This window comes from Sulfurospirillum tamanense (assembly GCF_016937535.1).
GTDB lineage: Bacteria > Campylobacterota > Campylobacteria > Campylobacterales > Campylobacteraceae > Sulfurospirillum_B > Sulfurospirillum_B tamanense.
On sequence record NZ_JAFHKK010000015.1, the window covers coordinates 38,430 to 60,224 of the forward strand.

Genomic DNA, 21,795 nt, shown 5'->3' on the forward strand with positions numbered 1-21,795 from the left:
CGTGCGCGCAGGTGTCTTTGACAGCGGCGTAGGAGGCTTGAGTGTTGTGCGCAGCCTCCTTGAACACCGTTTGTTTGATGAAATCATTTATTATGGCGACACCGCGCGGGTACCTTACGGGGTAAAAGACAAAAACACCATTATTCGCTACTCTCTCGAAGCGGTGGAGTTTTTCAAAAACTTCGACATCGATACCCTCATTTGCGCATGCAACTCCGTTAGTGCTTATGCTATCCCAGAACTTCGCGCCAAGGCACCTTTTCCTGTTTTTGGGGTTATTGAGCCTGGCGCCATTGCGGTGCACAACACCATCACCAATAAAGATGCGCATATTCTCATCTTAGGGACACGTGCCACCATCAACAGTGGCAAATACCAACACTTGCTCGAAGGGTATGGTTTTGCAAACATTACAGCCCTTGCGCCTTCTCTTTTTGTGCCTATTGTTGAGGAAGGATTGTTCAATGGACCCATTCTTGAACAAGCGATGCACTATTACTTTAAAGACTTAGCCCAAGCCCCCGATGTCATCATTTTAGGATGCACACATTTTCCACTCATTAAAGACGCTATTGGGGCTTATTTTCCAAAAGCACTTTTAATTCACTCAGGCGAAGCGATTGTAGAACATCTTGAGGGGCATTTGACGCTAGAAAAACAGAAGCAAAAAACCCAACTCAAGCTTTTTGCTACTGAAAATCCCGAGGGACTTAAAAAAGTAGCGGCAACTTGGCTGGGTTTAGAAAAAGGAATGCTACTTTGAGCGATGCATGGGGTGCTGGTAGTCATTGCGCTCACACCCGCTCAAAGCCGCACCAACACCAAGCGCGATGAGTGTTGCTAAAATTACCTGCTTCATTACTCGCTCCTTCGTTATAAAATTTTGCCCATTATACCAAAGCTTAATCAAAAATCCAGTACAATCTCCCCATTCGCTTTGTGCATTCAGGAGTTTATCGTGCCCGAAAAATCCCAAGTTTTAGCGCTAAAATACCGCCCAAAATCCTTTGACAAGCTCATTGGACAAGAGGCCATTACCCAAACACTCATTCAAGCCTTAAGCGCCAAACGCCTCTCCCATGCTTATCTTTTTTCAGGCCTCCGCGGAAGCGGCAAAACCTCCACCGCACGCATCTTTTCCAAAGCCCTTGTCTGCGAAAAAGGTCCGACACCTACCCCTTGTGAAGTGTGCCCCAATTGCGTTATGGCCAATGAAAACCGCCACATCGACATCATCGAAATGGACGCAGCCAGTAGCCGAAAAATCGATGACATTCGCGATTTGATCGAACAAACTAAATACCGTCCAAGCATCGCCGCCTTTAAAATCTTCATCATCGACGAAGTGCACATGCTCACCCGCGAAGCCTTTAACGCGCTACTTAAAACCCTCGAAGAGCCCCCAGAGTATGTGAAGTTTGTTTTAGCCACCACCGACCCACTCAAGCTACCTGCGACCATCCTTTCGCGCACGCAACATTTTCGTTTTAAGCAAATTTCACGCAGCGACATCGTCCACCACCTTAGCCACATCCTTAATCAAGAACACATCGCTTATGAAGTCGAAGCCCTTGAAATGCTTTCGCGCGCGGGTAACGGTTCTTTGCGCGACACACTAACTCTACTAGATCAAGCTATTCTTTTTTCCAAGGGTCACGTTAAGCCCAATATAGTGGCCTCCATGCTTGGGTTGCTCGATCCAGACCGCCTAGAAGAAATTTTTGAAATGGTTTTTGAAGAAGACCGCAAAGGAATTTTAGACGCCATCAAAGAGCTTGAAAGCCACGAATGCGAAGTGGTAATTGATGAGCTTATTGCTTATCTAAAAGAGCGTTTTCTGGAGCAAGACAGCCGTTTTTCTACTCTTATTTGTGAGCGTTTTTTCCGCATTTTAAGCGAAGCTAAACAGCTTTTATTTATCAACGCTGAGAGCGGTTTTGTCCTCAGTCTTGTCTTTTTCAAAATGCTTGAAGCCCTCAACATTAAAACTATCGATGAAATGATAGCCTCTTTGGAAAGTGAAAAATTTCGCCCATTTGAAGCGCCTCAGGTTGCGGCCGCGCCCATGCCAGCCGCGCCTGTTGTTTCCAAAAGCGGCTACGAACAACTCGTAGAAAAACTTTTTGACCGCGATTATGACTTGGGGCTTTGTTTTGAAAAGCAGATTCGTTTTGTCAGTTTTGAAGAGGGCCAATTAACCCTCGCTTCCTACGCAGACGAAGGGTGTCGTGGCCACTTGCGCAATGCTTCAAACATCATCAAGCATTTTGTTAAAGAAGTATTTGGACTCGAAACAACCATCAAAATCACCCAAGAAAAACCCGAAGCACTCCCCCAAAATGAGCCAGAGCCCTTGACGCCGCCAACAAAAGAAATTCCCGAAGAAGGTGCGACACAAGGATGCGTGAGTGCTCCTTATGAGGAAAACAAAAAAGAGTTAGATGCTAAAGAGGTACTAAACGACCCTTTTGTGCAAAAAGCGCAAGAGCTTTTCAGTCCTAAAAAAATTCAAATTCGACCCAAAATTTAGCTTTACATGCAAAAGATTTGATTTAAAAGCGCCTTACATGTAAAGCTTTACATGTAAGGTATAACGTGGGTTACTTTTTAAAGCCTAAAATATAAAAGGTCTCTTTGTTGGAAACTTTCTCTAGTTGGACTTTAAATTTTTCAGCCCATTTGTAAATAATTTCGTTGACTTCTTCTTGAAGTTCTGGCTCAGCGGCCATGTTTTTGATTTTAAAATAATCTTTGTTACTCGAAAGCGCTACAAACGAAAGGTGCGACTGCAAGTGATCATGCAAAGTCACCAAATGCTTTCCAATGTGTTCAAACCCCTCGGTGTTTTGAATCACGCGGTCGATTTGCGCCAAAGAGCTTTCGCTCACGCTATAGCCAAGCTGTGTTAACAGTGCTTCTGAAGTCATACGTCTCCTTTACTTTGTTGTGAAATTAAAACATCTTCTATCATTTTGGTAATATCGCCATCCAAAATAGCATCCACTTGCGAGTAAGCAATGTTACTGCGGGTATCTTTAACTTGCTGATACGGCGCTAGCACATAACTTCTAATCTGATGCCCCCACCCAATCTCGCTCTTTGCCACCCCGTCTTTTTCCGCTTGCTGTTTTTCAAGCTCCAACTCATACAAACGGGACTTTAACATTTTCATGGCGTTAGCGCGGTTTTTGTGCTGAGAACGGTCGTTCTGGCACTGCACTACGATGTTAGTGGGAATATGGGTGATGCGAATAGCGCTGTCGGTTTTATTGACATGCTGCCCACCCGCCCCGCTCGAACGGTACGTATCTACACGAATCTCTTTATCTTCAATGACAATGGCAATATCATCATCCACCTCGGGACTCACCATCACCGAAGAAAAGGAGGTGTGGCGCTTGGCGTTGGAGTCAAAAGGGCTGATGCGCACCAAGCGGTGGATGCCATTTTCCGCTTTCATGTACCCGTACGCGTTGTCGCCTTTGAGGATAAAACTCACATCCTTAAGGCCCGCCTCTTCGCCATCTTGATAATCCAGCACTTCCACCCCAAATCCCATGCGTTCCGCCCAACGCAAATACATGCGGTACAACATACTCGCCCAATCCTGAGACTCCGTACCTCCCGCACCTGGATGAATGGAAACGATGGCATTTTTGCCATCGTCCTCACCACTAAGCATCATGGAAACCTCCAGTGCTGTCGTGGCTTTTTCAAGACCTGAGGCATCGGCAATGAGCGCATTTAGGGTCTCTTCGTCTTGTTCGCTTGAAGCCATCTCAAAGAGGTCTTTGGCATCTTCCACGGCCGCTTTGGCTTTGCGGTATTTTTTGAGCATCGCAGCAAGTTTGGTTTTCTCTTTTTGTAGCACTGCGGCCGTTTCAACCGCCTCCCAAAAAGCAGGCTCTTGTTCTTGTGCTTCAATCTCTTCAATCCGTTTTTTGAGAACTTCGGGTTGAATAATTTGAGCGATGTTGGTAACTTTTTTGGTCAGTTTTTTTAACAATTCTGTGTATTCGTAGTGATCCAAAGGCACTCCCGTTTTTTTGGTATAATGTCTTCCTTTTAAAAACCCATTCTACTGTAAAGTCGCTAAAATGAAAATTGTTTCCCAACCCGAAGAACTCGCCCAATTTCGCCAAACCTTACAAGGAAGCGTGGGGTTTGTTCCCACCATGGGCGCACTCCACAACGGGCATCTTTCGCTGATTAAACGCTCCATCGCTGAAAATGACCACACCGTGGTTTCCCTTTTTGTCAACCCTACCCAATTTTTACCCGGGGAAGATTTGAGCACCTACCCAAGGCGCCAAGAGGCCGATTTAAAACTGTGCCGCCTTGCTGGCGTAGACGCCGTGTTTACACCCCAAGCTACCGCCATGTACAGCATTGAAGAGCCCATTCTTTGTGCGCCCGACACCCTGGGTTACATGCTTGAAGGATTGCGCCGCCCTGGCCACTTTGATGGGGTGTTGCGCGTGGTGCTTAAGCTGTTTAACCTCACCCAACCCGCCCATGCTTATTTTGGCAAAAAAGACGCTCAACAACTCTACCTCATCCAAAACATGGTGCGCACCCTCTTTTTGCCTGTGAGCATTGTCCCGTGCGACATTGTGCGCGAAGAAGACGGCCTTGCCCTCTCTAGCCGCAACGTCTATCTCTCACCCGATGAGCGCCAAGAGGCCCTCAAACTTTCCAAGGCCCTCAAACACGCCTCCCGCCTTGTGATACAAAAAGAGTTTCACGCCAAGGTTCTAGAGCGCACTATGCAAGAAACTTTAGCCCCTTTACATGTAGAGTACGCCCGCGTTTTACGCCGAGATTTTACGCCCCTAGAGCGCGTAGAACTTGGCAATACCCTCATCGCCATCGCCGCTTATGTCGGCTCGACGCGACTCATTGATAACCTCTGGATATAACATGCAAAAAACCCTTCACCTTGTCTCACTAGGCTGTAACAAAAACCTCGTCGATAGTGAAATCATGCTTGGCAAACTCAAAGCCTACACACTCACCAACGACCCAAGCACCGCTGATGTGCTCATCGTCAACACTTGCGGTTTCATCGGACCTGCTAAAGAAGAGAGCCTTAACACCATTTTTGAGCTTCACGAAGCGCGCAAAGAAGGCTCCTTGCTCGTTGTCGCAGGATGCTTAACCCAACGCTACAGGGAAGACCTCATGAGAGAACTTCCCGAAGTGGACCTTTTTACAGGCGTGGGGGATTATGGCAGCATTAATGAAATCATTGCCAAAAAAGAGAGCCGTTTTAGCCCACGCGTGTACCTCCAAGACACTTATGACCGCGTCATCACTGGCTCCAACGCCCACGCGTACATCAAACTTTCCGAAGGCTGTAACCAACAGTGCAGTTTTTGCGCGATTCCAGGCTTCAAAGGCAAGCTCAATTCCCGCTCCCTTGAAGACATCGTCGCCGAAGTAACCCACCTTGTCGCTCAAGGTTTTTACGACTTTAGCTTCCTCTCGCAAGACAGCAGTTCGTACTTGCGCGACCATGACATTAACGATGGGCTAATTGGTCTTATTGACGCAGTTGAGGCCATAGAAGGCATAAAAAGCGCGCGTATTCTTTACCTTTACCCCTCCACCACCTCTGATGCCCTAATTGACCGTATTGGCGCGTCGGCTTTGTTTCACAACTACTTTGACATGCCCATCCAACACATCAGCGACCCTATGCTCAAACGCATGCGCCGAGGGGCGGGAAAAGCGCGCATCCTAGAACAACTCCTTGCCATGCGCGCCCTGCCCAACTCCTTTGTGCGCACCAGCATCATCGCAGGACACCCAGGAGAGAGTGAGGCAGAATTTGAAGAAGTGCGGTTATTATTAGAGAGTTTCCCTTTTGACCGCGTCACGGTGTTTGCTTACTCAGACGAAGAAGAGACTCTTGCTTATGGCATGGAAGAAAAAATCGACACCAAAACCCTCAACAAACGCCTTAAAACCCTTGAAAAACTGGTAAGTAAAACGGTTGAAGCATGCTTGGAGGCTAGAATTGGCACCCAGACCAAGGTGCTCATCGAGGGCGAAAGTAGCGAACACAAACTCTTTATGGGAGCAAGAGATTTAACATGGGCTCCTGAAATCGACGGCGAAGTGCTTATTAATGATTCGGACATTGGGGCGTTAGAAGTGGGTAAAACCTACCACGCCACCATCACCCAACGCGCGGGAGACAAGCTGCTTGCAACCGTTACCGCACCTGCCTGAATCCCTCTTAGAGGGGCTGCGCACCTCCCATAACCTTTTGGCGTTCTCAGGCGGTGTGGACTCCTCGGCCCTCTTTTTTACGCTGTTGCATCAGGGCATTGCTTTTAGCGTTGCCCATGTTAATTATCAAACCAGACCCCAAAGCGACACCGAAGAGGCCCACGTGGCAGCGCTGTGCAAAAAACACAACATTCAGGCGCATTTCCTTACATGTAAGCTTTCCCCTAGCAATTTTGAACACCGCGCCAGAAAAACGCGCTACGACTTTTTCGAGCGCCTTGCCGCATCACACGGTTTTGACACCTTGCTAACCGCCCACCAATTAGATGACCGCCTTGAATGGTTTTTGATGCAGTTGTGCCAAGGAGCGGGAGCGGTAGAACTTTTAGGGTTTAAAGCGCAAGAGTCGCGGGAAGGCCTTCGCCTTGTGCGTCCTTTTTTAGAACACACTAAAGCCTCGCTCAAAGGGTTTTTACACGCCCACAACCTGCCCTATTGCCTTGATGCTTCTAACGACGACCCTGCTTTTTTGCGCAACCGCTTTCGCGCGCGCTTTGCAAGACCACTTTTAGAAGAATACAGCGGGGGGATTTTAAATACATTTCGTTTTTTAGCTAACGATGTGGCCCTCTTGGAGGGCACCTTCACCCATCACGCAGAAGAGCTCTTTGTCGCCAAAAACACGCCCTTGGCTTTGCGTCTTGTGGATAAAGCGGCGAAACATTTGGGTATCGTGATGAGCCAAGCCCAACGCAACGCAATCGACCAAAAAGATGGGGTCATCGGCGGGCGCGTGGCCGTGGGATGGACGCAAAAAGCGGTTTTTGTAGCGCCTTTTGTGCAAACGCCCATGCCAAAACCGTTTAAAGAAGCCTGCCGCAAAGCGGGGATTCCACCCCTCATTCGCCCTTACATGTACACCAAAAACATCACACCTAGCGCTTTAATTCAAACACTTTAATATTAAAGGTTGCGTGAATTAAACCCCCTTCTGCACGCATCTCAATGGGAAAGTCTGCCTTTACAATCCCCTCATAGCGCTTCAAGCTTTCCAAAAATTCGTAAAATTTCGAAGGGGTTTTAAGCAAGGAAGTCACCTTAAGTTCATACATCACAAAATCCTCTTCGTGCTCTTTTTGCTCCAAGCGTGCCAGACTCACCTCTTCAAAAAACTCGCTCACAAAACGCACAAAACGCTCTTCGTCAAAGCGACTCACAAACGCTTCAATCACCTTTCGATTTTCCACACGCAACGCTTGAAGTTGTGATTCTTTTTCTTGCAAGACGGTTTCAACCCGCCCGGTCGTCACGAGCTCGTACCCATAGGAAGCCTTCTCGCGCTTGTGCTCTTTGATGTTGGGCACAATAAATGCCAAGACCATAAAAAGGCTCATCGCCAAAAACAAGAGCAAAAATATAAGCAATTTAATAAGATCGAACTCTTCGAGGCTTTTATCTAATCTATTCATTGAAGCCCGCCGAATCGATAATTTTATTGGTTGAAACAAAGCGATAATACCCGTCGTTATCCAAGTAAAACACGGTATTTGAAGCATGAAAAATGGAGCGTAAAGGCGAGGCGAGCAAGAAATTATAAGTCTCTTTAGAAGGTGTTTTTCCATAAATTACTAAGGCATTTTTTTCCATCACTACCCGCGAAAGGGTGATCTGGTCTGGCACTAAGTCAAAAAGGTTTTTAATACTTTCCCTCAAAATGTCATTGGAGGCATAAATGCCCTCAGCGATGGCTTTTTGATGCTCAATAAACGCAATTTGCGCTTCGCTAGATTCGATTTTAGCACGATACTCTTCTCGCAACTCCACAAGTTGGCGCGATTGAGATTGAAAAGCGCCAATCTTGTACATAATAAAAAAATTAAACACAGCCATCAAAAAAAGCGTCAATCCAATGAATACCAACCAAATTTTAGAAAAAAGCGAAAACAGTGGTTTAGGCTTAGGGGCAATAAAACTGTAACTCATAGCCTCACATCCTTTTGCGCCATTTCAAGCATCAGCTCCAGTGTCTTTATTTTTTGTAATTCAATACGCACCAACAGTTCATTTTCCAACATATCAAAAACCGTTTGACTCGTCTCGTAATTATCAAAAATCACAATATCTTCAATAAAGTCGCTTTCATAATTTGGGTTTTGATAAAACTCTTCAATAGAAGACTTGATGTATTTATACATAAGCATACTACGTCCAAACAAGGCCATAGAATGCTCTGAATCTTTGGCGCTTTTTTCCACATCTATATCCTGCAAGGAGCCCTCATCAAAGCTTTGTTCGCCATCCTCCTCATCTCTAACCATTGCTTCGACACTGTCCAAATCATCCAAATCATCCAAGCTTTGGTAATCCTCTGTGTCGTCAATCTCATCGAGTTGAACAAGATTTTCAACCCCTTTTTCCTCTTCCGCCTCTTCCCATTCGTTTGGTTCTAGCCCATCATCTAGTTTTTGCTCTTCATCGCCCGTGGTGCGAAAGAAGGCACCAAAAAGCACTTTAGTGCCTTTGTAAATTGCGATAGCAAAAGAGTCTTGGTGGTTATACATGTAAAGGGTTGGGCGCGCTGGAAAACCCTCTTTTTTAACACATTTATGCAGAAGAACGAACGGCGAATAGAGCAAATCAAGGCCTAGGTTATCAAACAAACCTTGTGCCCAATTAACTTCAATATAGGAGGCATACACAGACCAATCATCGTCCATTTTAATTTGACGTACGTGTTTTGCATCAACACTGTAGCGCCCAAATTCAGCAACATGCGCAGTGGGCACAACGCCCTGCCCCATAGCATCTAAAAAATAAGCCACATACATATCAAGGCAATCTGCTTCCTTGTGTTTAATGTATTCTATAATCTTATAATCTAATCTATCGGGGTCTGGGTTATCAAACGCTGCTTCGTAGGTCCGCTTTGTTTTACCATTTTTAATGACTTTTGCCAATAGGTGACATTGGCTATTTTCAATTACAACAGCAACAAAGAGGTTGGAAAAATAACGTTGAGGAACAAACGGCATCTCTCTCCTTTTGCAGACCACATCCCACCTCTTTTAAAAGGCGAATCGTTTAAGCATATGGTAAACTATTTTCCCTTAAGGGTAGCTCTAAACGCCCTAAAAAAGCTCCTTGTGAAGCTGTTTAAATTTTTTATACACAACTGCGGCTCGCTCTTGCAACCCCTCATCTGTCAAGGGCGTCGGAGAGAGGGCGGTGTATCCATCTATCATAATTTCACACATAAGTTTAATACGACTGCGATCTGCATCACTTACCTCAGTTTTAGTGCTAATGGCATCAATTTGCGCCAAATATTGATTTCCTTGTGTGATGTAGGCTTCGTATTTTAGGGCGATGGTGCTTTGAGTAAGCACTGTAAAAGCCATCTTATTGTAAGAATCTTTAGCATAAGCACTGGCAGACAATGCATTTGCTTTTGCATAGTCTCCCAAAAAATAATAGACCCTGCCCTGAATAGAGTCCTGATAAGAGCTATTAAGGGCAAAAAAAAGCGCGCTGAGCGCTAAAAGCAAAATCGCTCCAGCCATCACAACAACCCTAGAAAGCATGGCGCATCAACCTTTCACGAAGTATTGCTTTGGCTTTGTCTTTTGAAAGCCCTTTTACCTCAAAAGGCTCTCCAATAAAAAACTCTATTGTTGAAAAGGGCTTGGGAAGAAACATTTTATCCCAACTTTTAAATTGCCAAACTTTTGAAGCGCGGCAATTAATGGTCACAATAGGGGCATTGTTTCGGGAAGACAAAGCCACCACACCTTCAGCAACAAAATGGCGCGGTCCTCTTGGTCCATCGGGCGTCACCGCCACATCACTACCTTGTTGCATCGTTCGAAATGCCTCCTTTAAAACACCAACTGCTCCTCTACTAGAGCTCCCTCGTAGCGTTTTAATGCCTAATCTTGAGACAATCTTAGCTAATATTTCCCCATCCTTGTGTTGGCTAACGATAATTGCCAATGAGCGGTTTTTGGGAAAAAACCGCTGATAAAACACAGGCATCATAACCAACTCTCCATGCCATAGAGCAAACACGCAAGGGGTTGCCAAAGGCCTCCACTCCCCCTTTAACTTTACTTTACATGTAAAGGTGATTAGACGCAACACGTTTATAAAAACAAACGGCGCAATCGCTAGCAAAAAGGATCGAAGAAAGCGTTTACGCAACCACTTCCCCGTACAAGACCAAGCGTCTCGGATTGGTAATGCGCACCAATGAAGTTACCCCAAGAAGCGAAGCATCCCCTGGGGCTTGCACTAAAAAATTACTAAAGCTTCTACCCGCTAGCATGCCCTCTTCACGCGCTTCCTCCCAATACACTTGCATCTGCTTACCAAGCTGCGCCCCAGCAATCTCATCCAAAATCTGCTCATGTCGTCCTTGCAAACGCGCAAGACGCGCTGAGGCAACCTCTGAAGCAATAGCGCCTTCCATGGTTGCAGCTTTGGTAAGTGGGCGCGGAGAATATTTAAAGGAGAACATCTGCTCAAAACGTACTTTTTCTAGCACATCCATTGTCTCTTCAAAATCAGCCTCACTCTCCCCAGGAAACGCCACAATCACATCGGTACTAATAGCAACATCAGGGACCATTTGGCGAAGTTTCATGGCGCGGTCCAAAAACCACTCCTTGGTGTATCCTCGCTTCATTTGGTTTAAAATATGGGTCGAGCCACTTTGCAATGGCATGTGCATGGACTTACAGATTTTCGGATTTGAAGCAAACACTTCCAAAAATTCATCATCCATATGTAACGGATGGGGCGAAGTAAAGCGAATGCGCTCAACTCCCACCACTTCGCTCACGCGTGTCAATAAGCCTGAAAAGTTTATTTTTGGCTCATTACCACTAAAACGGCGACCATAGTTGTTGACATTTTGCCCTAAAAGAAAAATTTCCTTTGCTCCCTTTGCCGCAGCTTTTTCCACTTCTGCCACAATCAACGCAGTAGGAATAGAAATCTCTTCGCCGCGGGTGTGGGGAACAATGCAATACGTACATTGCTTATCGCACCCGATAGAAATATTCACATACGCCTTGTGTGTAGAGTGACGAAAATCACTAAAAGCATAGGTGCTTTCATCATAATCAATATCCACATCCATAAATTTAGACGTGCGCACTGCTTTGGTGATTTTAGAGACATTACGCGCCCCCAACACAAAATCCACTGCAGGCGCACGACGAAAAATCTCTGCGCCCAAGTGACTTGCAGTACACCCGCATACTCCAATTTTTGCACCTGCTTTTTTATGCTTAGCAAAGGCGCCAATTTCAGAGAAAAGCTTGTGTACGGGCTTTTCGCGCACACTGCAGGTATTGATAACAATAACATCTGCTTCTTCTGCGCTGGTAGTCAATGTATAAGCTTCGTCCTTATTAAGCTCTGCAATCATGTGCTCCGAATCACGCACATTCATGGCACAGCCCAGTGTCTCGATAAAAAGTTTTTTAGTTTCTTGCATTAGAGAATGTGAACCTCGTACATGTAATCGCCCTCATCCAGTCCATACTTGACCTCACGCAAGTAAACACTAAAGTCTTTTGCCTCAAAGTACTCCACTAATGCCACAAGATCCTTGTGTGTGTTTTCCTTATCAAAATAAAAAATCTTTTGACCGTCTTTTAGGAGGATTTCTTCAATCTTGTCGAGTTGAATGGGTCGCGGTTTCGCATTGATAGTGTTGCGTGCAAGTTTTAATTCCATGGGTTCCTCTTTTGATTATCTCTCCCGCGTTTTAAACGCAGGATATCGTAGATAGTCTAACATCATTTCAATAAATATCTTATTAAAGTTAACCAAAGCCCCGTTTGAGTATAATACCCCTCTTCGTGGCAATCAAACCTCACACCTCATCTTGACGTTCGTATTGCAACATTTTCAATTAAGGAAAAACTGTGGAAAAAATCGTTGATATCATTGAGTCTATCGCCAATGAAAAAGGGTTAAAGATAGAAGAAGTGAAAGCGACTGTTGCGCTTGCTATGGCAAAAACTGCTAAGCGAGTTTATGGCGAAGAATACGAATATGATGCCATTATTGATGAAAAGAAAAAAACACTCTCCTTGTTTCAAAAAGTCATTGTTGTTTCCCCAGAAGACGAGCGCCTTGAAACATCAAAAGAAAAATACATCGCCTTAGCACAAGCCAAAGAAATTGACCCCGATATTGAAATTGGCGATGAACTTACTTATGAACTGCCGCTTGATAACCTCGGTAGAACTGCCGCAGCGACACTGCAACGAGAATTAGAATTCCATATTCAACGCTTATTGGAAACAAAAATTTTTGAAAAATACCAAAACATGATGGGGAAAAGTGTGTTTGGTTCTGTAGTGCGTATTGATAATGAAGAAAATACGTACATTGAAATTGATGAGGTCAGGGCAGTACTTTCTCGCAAAAACCGCATCAAGGGTGAAAAATTTAAAGTGGGAAATGTGGTCAAAAGCGTCATTAAGAAAGTCTATGTCGATAAAACCCATGGCATTCGCGTGGAACTTTCCCGCACCGCCCCCAAATTTCTTGAATCTTTACTCGCCCTTGAGGTTCCCGAAATCGCCGATGAACTAGTCATTATTAATAAGTCGGCCAGAATCCCAGGCGAGCGTGCCAAAGTGGCGCTCACCTCCATCCACCCTAATGTCGACGCCGTGGGCGCAACCGTAGGAACCAAAGGTGTACGTATTAATGCCGTAAGCAAAGAGCTTCATGGTGAAAATATTGACTGCATCGAGTACTCCTCTATTCCCGAGATTTTTATCGCAAGGGCCTTGTCCCCCGCTATTATCAGTAGCGTAAAAATGGAAGGAGATTCCAAAGCAATTGTAACCCTTCAAAGCGACCAAAAATCTAAAGCTATCGGAAAAAATGGTATTAATATTCGTCTTGCTTCTATGTTGTGCGGCATAGATATTGAATTGAATGAAATCGGCGGCGTTCGCCCTGATGGTGAAGAGAGTAAAGAACCAAAAGAAGCCCTTAAAGACTTGCGTGCCCTTTTTGGCGAAAGTTAAGCCCGTGCGCGTTTAAAATGTGGATTGAGTTTTAAAAGAACAATATCTGCTATCATATTTCCAAACAGTGTCAAAAGCGCCCCGATAATGAGAATCCCCATGATTACGGGATAATCACGGCTCAGGGCGCTTTGGTAAAACAAGAGTCCCATCCCATTTATAGAAAAAATTGATTCTAAAATAACACTGCCTCCGATAAGCCCAGGCAAAGAGAGTCCAAGCAGTGTCACCACGGGTGGCGAGAGATTAGGCAAAAGGTAAAAGCGCAACAAACGCCACCCCTTAATACCTCGTGTTTTAGCAAAAAATATATAATCACTTTTTAAAATTTCAACACTCAAGCTACGCACATACAGCGTTAAGCTTCCCACGCCCGTTATCACAACCACACCAATAGGCAACACCAAATGCCATGCAAAATCTAGCCAATACCGTACCCCTTCTTGAGCATCTACTGAATGAAGTCCTGCGATAGGAAACCAACCCAATTTCACACTAAAAACAAGCACCAATAAAAGTGCCAAATAAAAAGAGGGCATAGCATAGCTTACCAAAGAGGCTTGCGTAATAGTGCGGTCTGCTGTTTTTTCCTGCCGCATTGCCGCCAAAATTCCAAAAAAAAGCGAAAGCATAAACACTAGCACCATACTGATGATATTTAGTGTTAATGTAATAGGGAGCCGTTGCAAAATCTCTTCTTTGACCGTTTTTCCACTCGCAAAAGAGATACCAAAATCCAATTGCGCCACCGCCACAATCCATGAAAAAAATTGTTGCCACAAGGGCTTATCTAAGCCATACACGCGCTTGAGTTGCTCTAAAGATTCAGGGGTAATATTGGGGTTCAAATCCCCGCTAGCAAAAAAAGAGTTTGGGGCTAAATGAATTGCCCCAAAGGAGATAATTGCGATTAAAACCAACATTCCTGCTACATAAAATCCTTTGCGCAGCAAGAAAGGTAACATCTACTTTTGGGCATCCCAAGCTAATACGGTTTTACCTTCGGTATCGGTTGTTACCGCGCCCATACCCATGACATTATAACCCGCATCAACATAATGCACTTCGCCACTCACGCCACTACTAAGATCACTCAGCAGATACATACCACTATTACCTACTTCATCAATGGTGACATTTTTCTTTAGTGGTGCATTAGCTTCGTTCCATTTCAAAATGGTTCTAAAGTCACCAATACCACTCGCAGCTAAAGTTTTAATGGGTCCAGCACTAATGGCATTGACACGGATGTTACGCCCACCACAATCTACTGCCAAATAGCGAACACTAGACTCAAGGGCAGCTTTTGCAACCCCCATTACATTGTAGTGCGGAATGTATTTTGGTCCACCAAGATAGGTAAGAGTCAACACCGAACCTCCATCGTTGAGGACTGGCATACATGCCCGTGTTAGACTCACAAGTGAATACACCGATGTACCCATAGCAACATCAAAGGCTTCTTTAGTGGTCTCTAAAAAAGTTCCCTCCAGTGCTTCACGGGGTGCGTAAGCCACAGAGTGGACCACAAAGTCAATCTTTCCGAAATCTTTTTCCAAAGAAGCTGTTAACATTTCAAGGTGTTCAGGCTTATTAACATCCAGTTCATACACCACATCACTTCCTAGCTCTTGAGCAATGGGTCGCACACGTTTTTCCAATGCTTCATTAAGGTAGGTAAACGCAAGTTCCGCCCCTTGGTCACGACATGCTTTAGCAATGCCATAGGCAATAGATTTATTGTTAGCAACACCAACAATAAGTCCTTTTTTCCCCTTCATAATCATCTAATCTCTCCTTGTGTTGTATGATTTAAAATTTCTAAAAAAGCTTCTTTTTTCCAACTCGCCGAACCAATAAGCGCGCCATCGCACTCCTTTAATCCTACAATCGAAGCGACATTGTTTGCATTTACGCTCCCGCCATACAACAAAGGAGCACTCAAACGTGTTTTGATGTATTGATGGGTTTCTTGGATTTGCTCTACCGAGGCGCTTAATCCTGTCCCAATCGCCCACACGGGCTCATACGCCACAATTAAGCGTTCATAGGCCATATCAATGCCCTCTAGCTGTGTCTCTAGGTATGCCTTAACCGCCTCAAATCCTTCTTCGCGTACCTCTTTGGGCTCACCGATACAATACACAATCTCCCAGTTTTTTACTACTGCAAAAGCAAATTTTTGGCGTATCAATGTAGTAGGTTCTTGCAAAATATGACGCCGCTCGCTGTGGCCAATGAGAACACTTTGTATACCAAATTCTTCCAATTGCTCGGCCCCAATCTCCCCAGTAAAAGAACCACTTTGGACGGGATAGAAATTTTGAGCGCCCATCTTAATTTGGCAGTTTGTTTCAAAATTATCCAGTGCTGTAAAAGGCATAAACACCCGCACTTCACACTTAGGGGCCCCTAGGGCCTCCACAAAGGCCCTAGCAGAAGCTCGCGTGTGATTGGTTTTAAAATTACTTGCAATAATCATTCAGGCTTCTTTAGGCGCAAAGGTCTCACCCCGGGAAGTTCTTTGCCCTCAATCAGTTCCAAACTTGCACCACCTCCTGTTGAGATAAAGGTCATCTCATCTGCGTCCCCTGCGCGCGCCACCACGTCTGCCGTATCGCCTCCACCCACTACGGTTGTAGCGTGTGCTTCAGCGATAGCATGGGACATTTTGATGCTTCCTTTGGAAAATTTTTCAATCTCAAAAACACCCATGGGGCCATTCCAAAGAATTGTTTGGGCGTCACTTAGGGCTTCGCGGAACAGTCGCATGGAAGCAGGCCCAATGTCAAGCCCCATCCATCCATGGGGAATCTCTTGAGTGGTGACAAACTTCATTGTCGCATCTTTGGTACACGTTTGGGCCGCAACCACGTCCACGGGAAGGTAAAATTTTACCCCGAGGCGCTTAGCTTCTTCCATGATTTTTTTGGCCTCTTCAATCAACTCATCTTCCACAAGAGAATTGCCCACATCAATGCCTTGCGCTTTCAAAAAGGTAAATGCCATACCCCCACCCACGATGATTTTGTCAACACGGTGTATGAGATTATGCAAAGCCTGAAGCTTGCCACTCACCTTGCTGCCACCCACAACAGCAACAAAAGGACGCGTGGGACGCTTGAGGAGATTTTGGGAGAATTGAATCTCTTTTTGGAGCAAAAAGCCTGCTGCTTTTTTATCTTCTTCAAAAAAGGTAGTAATTGCCTCCACTGAAGTGTGCGCGCGGTGGCAGACTCCAAAAGCGTCGTTGATATAAACTTCACCAAATGCCGCAAGTGCTTTGGCAAGCGCTATGTCATTTTTAGTTTCCCCTTTTTCAAAACGTAGGTTTTCCAAAAGTACAATACCACCAGGCGCAAGTGCGGCGACTTTAGCTTGCGCGTCCGCACCAATCACATCGTTAGCAAACACAATATCATCTCTACCCAGCAATCGACGCAAGCGTTTTGCTACAGGCAAAAGAGAGTGTTTTTCATCACGGCCTTCTTTGGGGCGCCCCAAGTGGCTTGCCAATACCAAAGAACACCCTTGATCCAAACAATACCGAATCGTAGGAATAGCAGAACTCACACGGCGGTCATCAGTAATGTTCATAAACCCGTCCAAAGGTACGTTGAAATCGCACCGAATAAACACCTTTTTTCCTGCAATATCAATGTCTTTAATAGAACGAATGCCCGACATCGTACCCCCTTATTTGCTTACATGTAAAGCCATCTCAACCAGCCTCACCGAATAACCCCACTCATTGTCATACCACGCCATAATTTTTACCATATCCCCATCAATCACCTGCGTCAAATCTGCTGCTACGACAGAGCTAAAAGGTGAGGTTTGAAAATCTTGGCTCACGCGGTACTCTTCATCTACCAGCAAAATGCCCGCCAATTCATTTTGTGCTTTTACTTTAAGTAAAGCGTTAATCTCTTCCTTGGTGGTCGTTTTACCCACAAGCACGTTTAAGTCCACCATGGAAACATTAGGGGTTGGGACGCGCACGCTTTGGCCATGCATTTTACCTTTGAGCTGTGGCAGCACAAGGCCAATGGCTTTGGCCGCACCGGTTGTGGTAGGAATCATGTTAATCGCTGCTGCGCGCGCGCGGCGAAGGTCTTTAGCGTGTTTAACATCCAAAATATTTTGATCGTTAGTGTACGCATGGATAGTGGTCATAAGACCTTTTTTAATCCCAAATGCATCATCTAGCACCTTGGCAATGGGGCCCAAGCAGTTGGTCGTACAGCTAGCATTAGAAACAATGGCTTGACCTTGGTATTCGTGGGCATTAACTCCAAGCACAAAGGTCGGAGTGTCGTCTTTTGCTGGTGCTGACATAACCACGCGCTTGACGCCACTATCAATAAACACTTGCGCCTTTTCTTGGGTCAAAAATGCACCTGTGCACTCAAGCACCACATCCACACCAAGAGCGGCAAAAGGAAGCTCTTTAGGATCGCGGGTAGAAAACATTTGCACCACGGTGCCACCTAGTTGCAAACGGTCATTTTCCAGCAGTGCCACTTCACCCTCAAACGTACCGTGTACGCTGTCGTATTTTAGAAGTTGCTTGGTCATGGCACGATCTGCTGTGTCGTTAACTGCTACCAGCTCCACATCGTCTCGCCCTGCAATAATGCGTGCCACACATCGCCCGATGCGTCCAAATCCGTTGATTGCTACTTTTAAAGCCATGTCGTTCCTTTTGGTATAATACGCGTAAAATGCGACATTCTAGCAAAATCGAGGTTAAAGAATCGTAAATGAAACTTGCTATTTTTGGTGGCTCTTTTGATCCCCCGCACACAGGCCATGAAGCCATCATTACCGCTGCTTTAAAGCACCTAACCCCTGATCTTCTTGTGGTCGTTCCCACGTGGCTAAACCCTTTTAAAACCGCCGTAAGTGCACCTGCTAACTTACGCTTGGCGTGGGTGCATAAAGCGTGGGGCCACTTACCACATGTAGAAATTTGCCCTTTTGAAGTAGAGCAAGCGCGTGCTGTGCCTAGCATCGAGACAGTGAAGCACCTCTGTAGCACCTACCAACCTAGCCATATTTTTCTCATTATCGGGGAAGATAATCTAGCCTCACTTGGCACATGGAACAGTTTCCAAGAACTTTCGCGCTTGGTGGAGTTTGTCGTTGCCACGCGAGGCGGAAAACTAAAGACTTCCTTGAAAAAATTGTCTATAAATGTTACTATCTCATCCTCAAAACTTCGGGAACACCTCGACGCGTCAAAGCTACCCAAACCGATTGTTGTTGACGTACTGAATTACTACCACACAAGGAAACCAATGAAAGAGCGCATTGAGCGTATCGTCGCACTGCTTGACGACAAAAAAGCAGAAAATATCCAAGTTTTTGATATGCACGGGAAAGAGTATTTTGTTGAACAAGTGGTGATTGCCACAACCCTAGGCGAGCGTCACGGCGCATCACTTTTGGACGAATTGCGAGAAGTGCTTAAGCCTTTGGGAGAAGAGTTTTTACATGTAGACCCAGCAAGTGAATGGGTTGTTGTGGACTTGGGCGATATTCTAGTGCACCTGATGACACCTGCTTACCGCGCGCGTTATAACCTCGAAGAGTTTTTAAGCGATTTTGAACGACAAAAGATGTAGAGAATTTCTCTACATCTTGTTTTTTGCCTCAATACCCAAAAGACCCAAACCTACACGAATACTCACCGCTACTACCGCAAATAGCTTCAGAAGTTTCACCTCTTCTTCGCTTCCTACAACGCGATTTTCATTGTAAAATTTATGTAAGTTTCCAGCGAGCATACGTAGGTACTCTGTCATTTTTTGCACTTGGCGCGATTCAAAAGCATCCTCAAGCACTTCAGGTAAAAGCAACGCCTGAAACAAAAGGGTCTTGCCCTCTTCGCTTAGGTTATCAAGCTTTACATGTAAGACTTCTTCAGGTGTTTTACCACTTTTTTCAAACACTTGATTCACGCGCGCATGGGCATAATTGATATAAAAAATAGGGTTAGAGCTATCATGTTGTTTGAGTGAATCCACATCAAACTCCAAATGGGTATCACACTTTTTACTCAAAAAGATAAACCGCAACGCATCTGCGCCAATCTCTTCAACCACTTCGCTCATCAGGATAAAATTACCCGCACGCTTGCTCATTTTGTAAGGTTCACCGCCCTTTAGCAAAGAGACCATTTGTGCCAAAAGCACCTCAAGCTTCTCTTCATCATATCCCAAAAAATGGATGGCTGCTTTTACCCTCGCAATGTAACCGTGGTGATCTGCACCCCAGATATTAATGTAGCGGTCGTATTTGCGTGCAAATTTATCATCGTGGTAGATAATATCGCCAGCAAGGTAGGTTGGTCTGCCATCTTCCCGTACGACTACACGGTCTTTTTCATCCCCTTTTTCAGAGGAACGTATCCATGTTTTTCCACCCTCTTCAAAGGTTGTTTTGTTGTCTTTTAGCTTTTGAAAGCTCGCATCCCAGCGCGCATACAACGTTTTTTCGCTGACAAATTGGTCAAAAGAAATTCCTGCATCACTTAGGTTTTGACGAATGAGTTCAAGCATCTTGTCTTTCCCCCAAACGCTTAGGCGTGCAATGTTTTCTTTTGTGCTAAACACCTCACGGCCTAGCTCTTTTTCGGCCACAAACGCAAGATCGGTAATGTATTCGCCGCGGTAAAATTCCTCAGGCCACGCCACTGTTTCACCCAACACATGTTGGGCGCCAGCCAAATAAAGAGAGAGTCCCAAAAGCTCCACTTGATTGCCTGCATCATTAATGTAATATTCACTGGTAATTTTTTTACCAAGATGACGCCCCATGCGACACAAGGCATCACCATACACCGCGCCTCTAGCGTGCCCAATGTGTAAAGGGCCCGTAGGGTTAGCGCTCACAAATTCCAGCAAAATAGTTTCGCTTGCATTGCCTTTAGCAAAAGTGTCCTCGTGAGCAATCGCCTGCGAGGCGTATTTGTCTAAAAAAGCGTCGCTAAGTTTAAAATTCACATACCCACCAACAGCAGTAACGGAAGCAAACATAGGCTCATCCAAGAAGCGCTCAGCGCACTCTTTGGCAATAACTTGTGGGGGTTTTCGAAGTGTTTTTGAAAGGGCAAAAACTGGCGTAGCATAGTGCCCAAAGCTGGAATCTTTGGGCTTTTCTAGTACAAACTCGTGTTCTAATATCTGGGCAATCTTCTGGGCAACAATCTGTTTCAATGAGAGCCCTTAGGCAGTTTTTGTTTCTGAAGTAGCTTCAGTTTTTGCAGGCTCGGCTTTTTCTTCAATCTTTTCAGATTCTGCTTTTTTGGTCTCTACTTCGTCCTCTTTCATTTCACTCTTAAAGCTCTTGATACCTTTACCAATTCCTTTTGCAAGATCAGGAATTTTTTTAGCTCCGAACAAAAGCACAACAATCGCTAAAATAATAAGCAACTCCGGCATACTTGGCATACCCATACTATTCTCCTTCTTTACATGTAAATGTCAAATTTAAAATCCGCCCATTATACCACAGCGATGGGCATTTTAGTCCACATTTGCCCACGTGCTAATAAAACTTTCCACATCTAATCTGGAGGTTTTATGGCGAGAGGCACTAGCAATACACATCAGCTCACCAAAAGCCCTCTCCAAATCATCATTAATAAGCAAATAATCATAATCATGCATGCATGTCATTTCGCTGACGGCGTTATTAATGCGTCTTTCTATAACAGAAGCTGTGTCTGTCCCCCTGGCATTAAGGCGTCTTTGCAACTCTATTTGATCAGGCGTTGTGATAAAAACTGAAGTAGTAATGTTCCCAAACTTTTCACGAACAATTTTATGGCCTTGTACATCAATGTCAAAAACGACTACCTTGCCTTCTTTGAGTGCCTTTAAAATAGGTTTCAAGGAAGTGCCGTAGTAGTTATCATGCACTTTTGCCCACTCCAAAAAAGCACCCTCGTCAATCTCTTTTTCAAAGACTTCTTTGGAGATGTAGTGGTAATTTACCCCCTCAACCTCTCCTTCTCGCGGCTCTCTTGTGGTAGTAGAGATGGAAAAATACGAGCCTTCAAGGGCGTTAAGAAGATGGCGCAACAGTGAGCTTTTGCCTGAACCGCTTGGCCCAGAAACTACTAAAATATTTCCTTTCACGCGCCTACTCTCCATCAAAACTAATTGAAATATTAATTTTCATAGCCTTGAGTGCTTCTTTGAGCTTTGTTTGCTCAAAAGCATTTGCTAAGGCTTTGCCAACTTCTTTTTTAATTTCTTCTTTAAGTGCCGCTGTGTCTTCCCGAGACTTTGTTTTCACCTCTTCTACCGCCTCGCCAAGGGCCGCTTTGAGCTCCATTTCACTCAAACCACCAAAGGGATCATCAAGCGCATCAACCTTTAGCCCCATCAACGCATCTTCTGGCGTCTCTTCTTCTTTTTCAATAACTTCTTTTTTTGGCTCTTTCTGAGGGGCTTCTAAAATCGCGGCTTCATCCAAAGATTCTTCTTCATCCAAAGATTCTTCT

Annotated in this window: 24 protein-coding genes and 1 pseudogene; 7 read left to right on the plus strand and 18 right to left on the minus strand. The window is 45.0% G+C overall.

Features of this window, described 5'->3' with window-relative positions; translation table 11 throughout:
• Position 1 precedes the first annotated feature (1 nt).
• Complete coding sequence (gene murI, locus JWV37_RS07765) at positions 2-763, plus strand: glutamate racemase (RefSeq protein WP_205459223.1); 762 nt, start codon at positions 2-4, stop codon at positions 761-763.
• Between the two features lie 195 nt (positions 764-958).
• Positions 959-2,530 carry a DNA polymerase III subunit gamma/tau gene (locus JWV37_RS07770; protein WP_205459224.1) on the plus strand — a complete coding sequence of 524 codons (1,572 nt, stop codon included), beginning with the start codon at positions 959-961 and terminating at the stop codon, positions 2,528-2,530.
• A gap of 70 nt (positions 2,531-2,600) precedes the next feature.
• Here JWV37_RS07770 and JWV37_RS07775 read toward each other — a convergent pair whose 3' ends face one another.
• On the minus strand, positions 2,601-2,927 hold the full coding sequence (locus tag JWV37_RS07775; protein WP_205459225.1) for a hypothetical protein: 327 nt from the start codon (positions 2,925-2,927) through the stop codon (positions 2,601-2,603).
• Positions 2,924-4,030 (minus strand): peptide chain release factor 2, encoded by a 1,107-nt coding sequence (gene prfB / locus JWV37_RS07780; RefSeq protein WP_205459248.1) that lies wholly within the window; start codon positions 4,028-4,030, stop codon positions 2,924-2,926. Before prfB ends, JWV37_RS07775 begins: the two co-directional genes overlap by 4 nt.
• 67 nt (positions 4,031-4,097) lie before the next feature.
• Here prfB and panC point away from each other — a divergent pair, with 67 nt between their 5' ends.
• The 3 genes from panC to tilS are packed head-to-tail and all read left to right on the plus strand — an operon-like array spanning position 4,098 to position 7,195.
• Positions 4,098-4,919 carry a pantoate--beta-alanine ligase gene (gene panC / locus JWV37_RS07785; protein WP_205459226.1) on the plus strand — a complete coding sequence of 274 codons (822 nt, stop codon included), beginning with the start codon at positions 4,098-4,100 and terminating at the stop codon, positions 4,917-4,919.
• Between the two features lies 1 nt (position 4,920).
• The gene (gene rimO / locus JWV37_RS07790; RefSeq protein WP_205459227.1) at positions 4,921-6,234 is read left to right on the plus strand and encodes a 30S ribosomal protein S12 methylthiotransferase RimO; all 1,314 of its coding nucleotides are present in this window, start codon (positions 4,921-4,923) and stop codon (positions 6,232-6,234) included.
• On the plus strand, positions 6,209-7,195 hold the full coding sequence (tilS, locus tag JWV37_RS07795) for a tRNA lysidine(34) synthetase TilS (RefSeq protein WP_205459228.1): 987 nt from the start codon (positions 6,209-6,211) through the stop codon (positions 7,193-7,195). Before rimO ends, tilS begins: the two co-directional genes overlap by 26 nt.
• Here tilS and JWV37_RS07800 read toward each other — a convergent pair.
• The 7 genes from JWV37_RS07800 to JWV37_RS07830 form a co-directional block, all read right to left on the minus strand.
• Positions 7,170-7,703 carry a hypothetical protein gene (locus JWV37_RS07800; RefSeq protein WP_205459229.1) on the minus strand — a complete coding sequence of 178 codons (534 nt, stop codon included), beginning with the start codon at positions 7,701-7,703 and terminating at the stop codon, positions 7,170-7,172. The genes tilS and JWV37_RS07800 overlap by 26 nt on opposite strands.
• A complete protein-coding gene (locus JWV37_RS07805) occupies positions 7,696-8,217 on the minus strand; it encodes a hypothetical protein (RefSeq protein WP_205459230.1) in 522 nt (173 codons plus the stop codon). The genes JWV37_RS07800 and JWV37_RS07805 overlap by 8 nt, the downstream gene beginning before the upstream one ends.
• On the minus strand, positions 8,214-9,266 hold the full coding sequence (locus JWV37_RS07810; protein ID WP_205459231.1) for a DUF8341 domain-containing protein: 1,053 nt from the start codon (positions 9,264-9,266) through the stop codon (positions 8,214-8,216). Before JWV37_RS07810 ends, JWV37_RS07805 begins: the two co-directional genes overlap by 4 nt.
• Before the next feature lie 96 nt (positions 9,267-9,362).
• Positions 9,363-9,815: a hypothetical protein gene (locus tag JWV37_RS07815; RefSeq protein WP_205459232.1), complete on the minus strand. Its 453-nt coding sequence runs from the start codon at positions 9,813-9,815 to the stop codon at positions 9,363-9,365.
• Complete coding sequence (locus JWV37_RS07820; protein WP_205459233.1) at positions 9,805-10,371, minus strand: lysophospholipid acyltransferase family protein; 567 nt, start codon at positions 10,369-10,371, stop codon at positions 9,805-9,807. The genes JWV37_RS07815 and JWV37_RS07820 overlap by 11 nt, the downstream gene beginning before the upstream one ends.
• Before the next feature lie 52 nt (positions 10,372-10,423).
• A complete protein-coding gene (miaB, locus tag JWV37_RS07825) occupies positions 10,424-11,731 on the minus strand; it encodes a tRNA (N6-isopentenyl adenosine(37)-C2)-methylthiotransferase MiaB (RefSeq protein ID WP_205459234.1) in 1,308 nt (435 codons plus the stop codon).
• Positions 11,731-11,973, minus strand: coding sequence for an HP0268 family nuclease (locus JWV37_RS07830; RefSeq protein ID WP_205459235.1), 243 nt, complete (start codon positions 11,971-11,973; stop codon positions 11,731-11,733). The genes miaB and JWV37_RS07830 overlap by 1 nt, the downstream gene beginning before the upstream one ends.
• 191 nt (positions 11,974-12,164) lie before the next feature.
• On the opposite strand from JWV37_RS07830, the gene nusA reads away from it, so the two are divergent.
• Positions 12,165-13,283, plus strand: coding sequence for a transcription termination factor NusA (gene nusA / locus JWV37_RS07835; protein WP_205459236.1), 1,119 nt, complete (start codon positions 12,165-12,167; stop codon positions 13,281-13,283).
• Here the strand turns inward: nusA and JWV37_RS07840 are convergent.
• Genes JWV37_RS07840 through gap form a run of 5 tightly spaced genes read right to left on the minus strand, consistent with a single transcriptional unit; the run spans position 13,280 to position 17,978 of the window.
• Positions 13,280-14,248 (minus strand): ABC transporter permease, encoded by a 969-nt coding sequence (locus tag JWV37_RS07840; RefSeq protein ID WP_205459237.1) that lies wholly within the window; start codon positions 14,246-14,248, stop codon positions 13,280-13,282. The genes nusA and JWV37_RS07840 overlap by 4 nt on opposite strands.
• A complete protein-coding gene (gene fabI, locus JWV37_RS07845; protein ID WP_205459238.1) occupies positions 14,249-15,070 on the minus strand; it encodes an enoyl-ACP reductase FabI in 822 nt (273 codons plus the stop codon).
• Positions 15,067-15,765 (minus strand): triose-phosphate isomerase, encoded by a 699-nt coding sequence (locus JWV37_RS07850; RefSeq protein WP_205459239.1) that lies wholly within the window; start codon positions 15,763-15,765, stop codon positions 15,067-15,069. Before JWV37_RS07850 ends, fabI begins: the two co-directional genes overlap by 4 nt.
• A complete protein-coding gene (locus JWV37_RS07855; protein ID WP_205459240.1) occupies positions 15,762-16,970 on the minus strand; it encodes a phosphoglycerate kinase in 1,209 nt (402 codons plus the stop codon). Before JWV37_RS07855 ends, JWV37_RS07850 begins: the two co-directional genes overlap by 4 nt.
• A gap of 9 nt (positions 16,971-16,979) precedes the next feature.
• Entirely contained in the window at positions 16,980-17,978 is a 999-nt protein-coding gene (gene gap, locus JWV37_RS07860) for a type I glyceraldehyde-3-phosphate dehydrogenase (RefSeq protein ID WP_205459241.1), read from the minus strand.
• Positions 17,979-18,046: 68 nt separating this feature from the next.
• Between gap and nadD the strand changes: the two genes are divergently transcribed.
• A complete protein-coding gene (nadD, locus tag JWV37_RS07865; RefSeq protein ID WP_205459242.1) occupies positions 18,047-18,910 on the plus strand; it encodes a nicotinate (nicotinamide) nucleotide adenylyltransferase in 864 nt (287 codons plus the stop codon).
• 9 nt (positions 18,911-18,919) lie between these two features.
• On the opposite strand, the gene argS is transcribed toward nadD, so the two are convergent.
• The 4 genes and pseudogenes from argS to JWV37_RS07885 form a co-directional block, all read right to left on the minus strand.
• On the minus strand, positions 18,920-20,503 hold the full coding sequence (argS, locus tag JWV37_RS07870; protein ID WP_205459243.1) for an arginine--tRNA ligase: 1,584 nt from the start codon (positions 20,501-20,503) through the stop codon (positions 18,920-18,922).
• Between the two features lie 9 nt (positions 20,504-20,512).
• The gene (gene tatA / locus JWV37_RS07875) at positions 20,513-20,743 is read right to left on the minus strand and encodes a twin-arginine translocase TatA/TatE family subunit (RefSeq protein ID WP_205459244.1); all 231 of its coding nucleotides are present in this window, start codon (positions 20,741-20,743) and stop codon (positions 20,513-20,515) included.
• Between the two features lie 69 nt (positions 20,744-20,812).
• Complete coding sequence (gene gmk / locus JWV37_RS07880) at positions 20,813-21,427, minus strand: guanylate kinase (RefSeq protein ID WP_205459245.1); 615 nt, start codon at positions 21,425-21,427, stop codon at positions 20,813-20,815.
• A gap of 4 nt (positions 21,428-21,431) precedes the next feature.
• A pseudogene (locus JWV37_RS07885) lies at positions 21,432-21,795 on the minus strand (hypothetical protein); the annotation flags it as partial.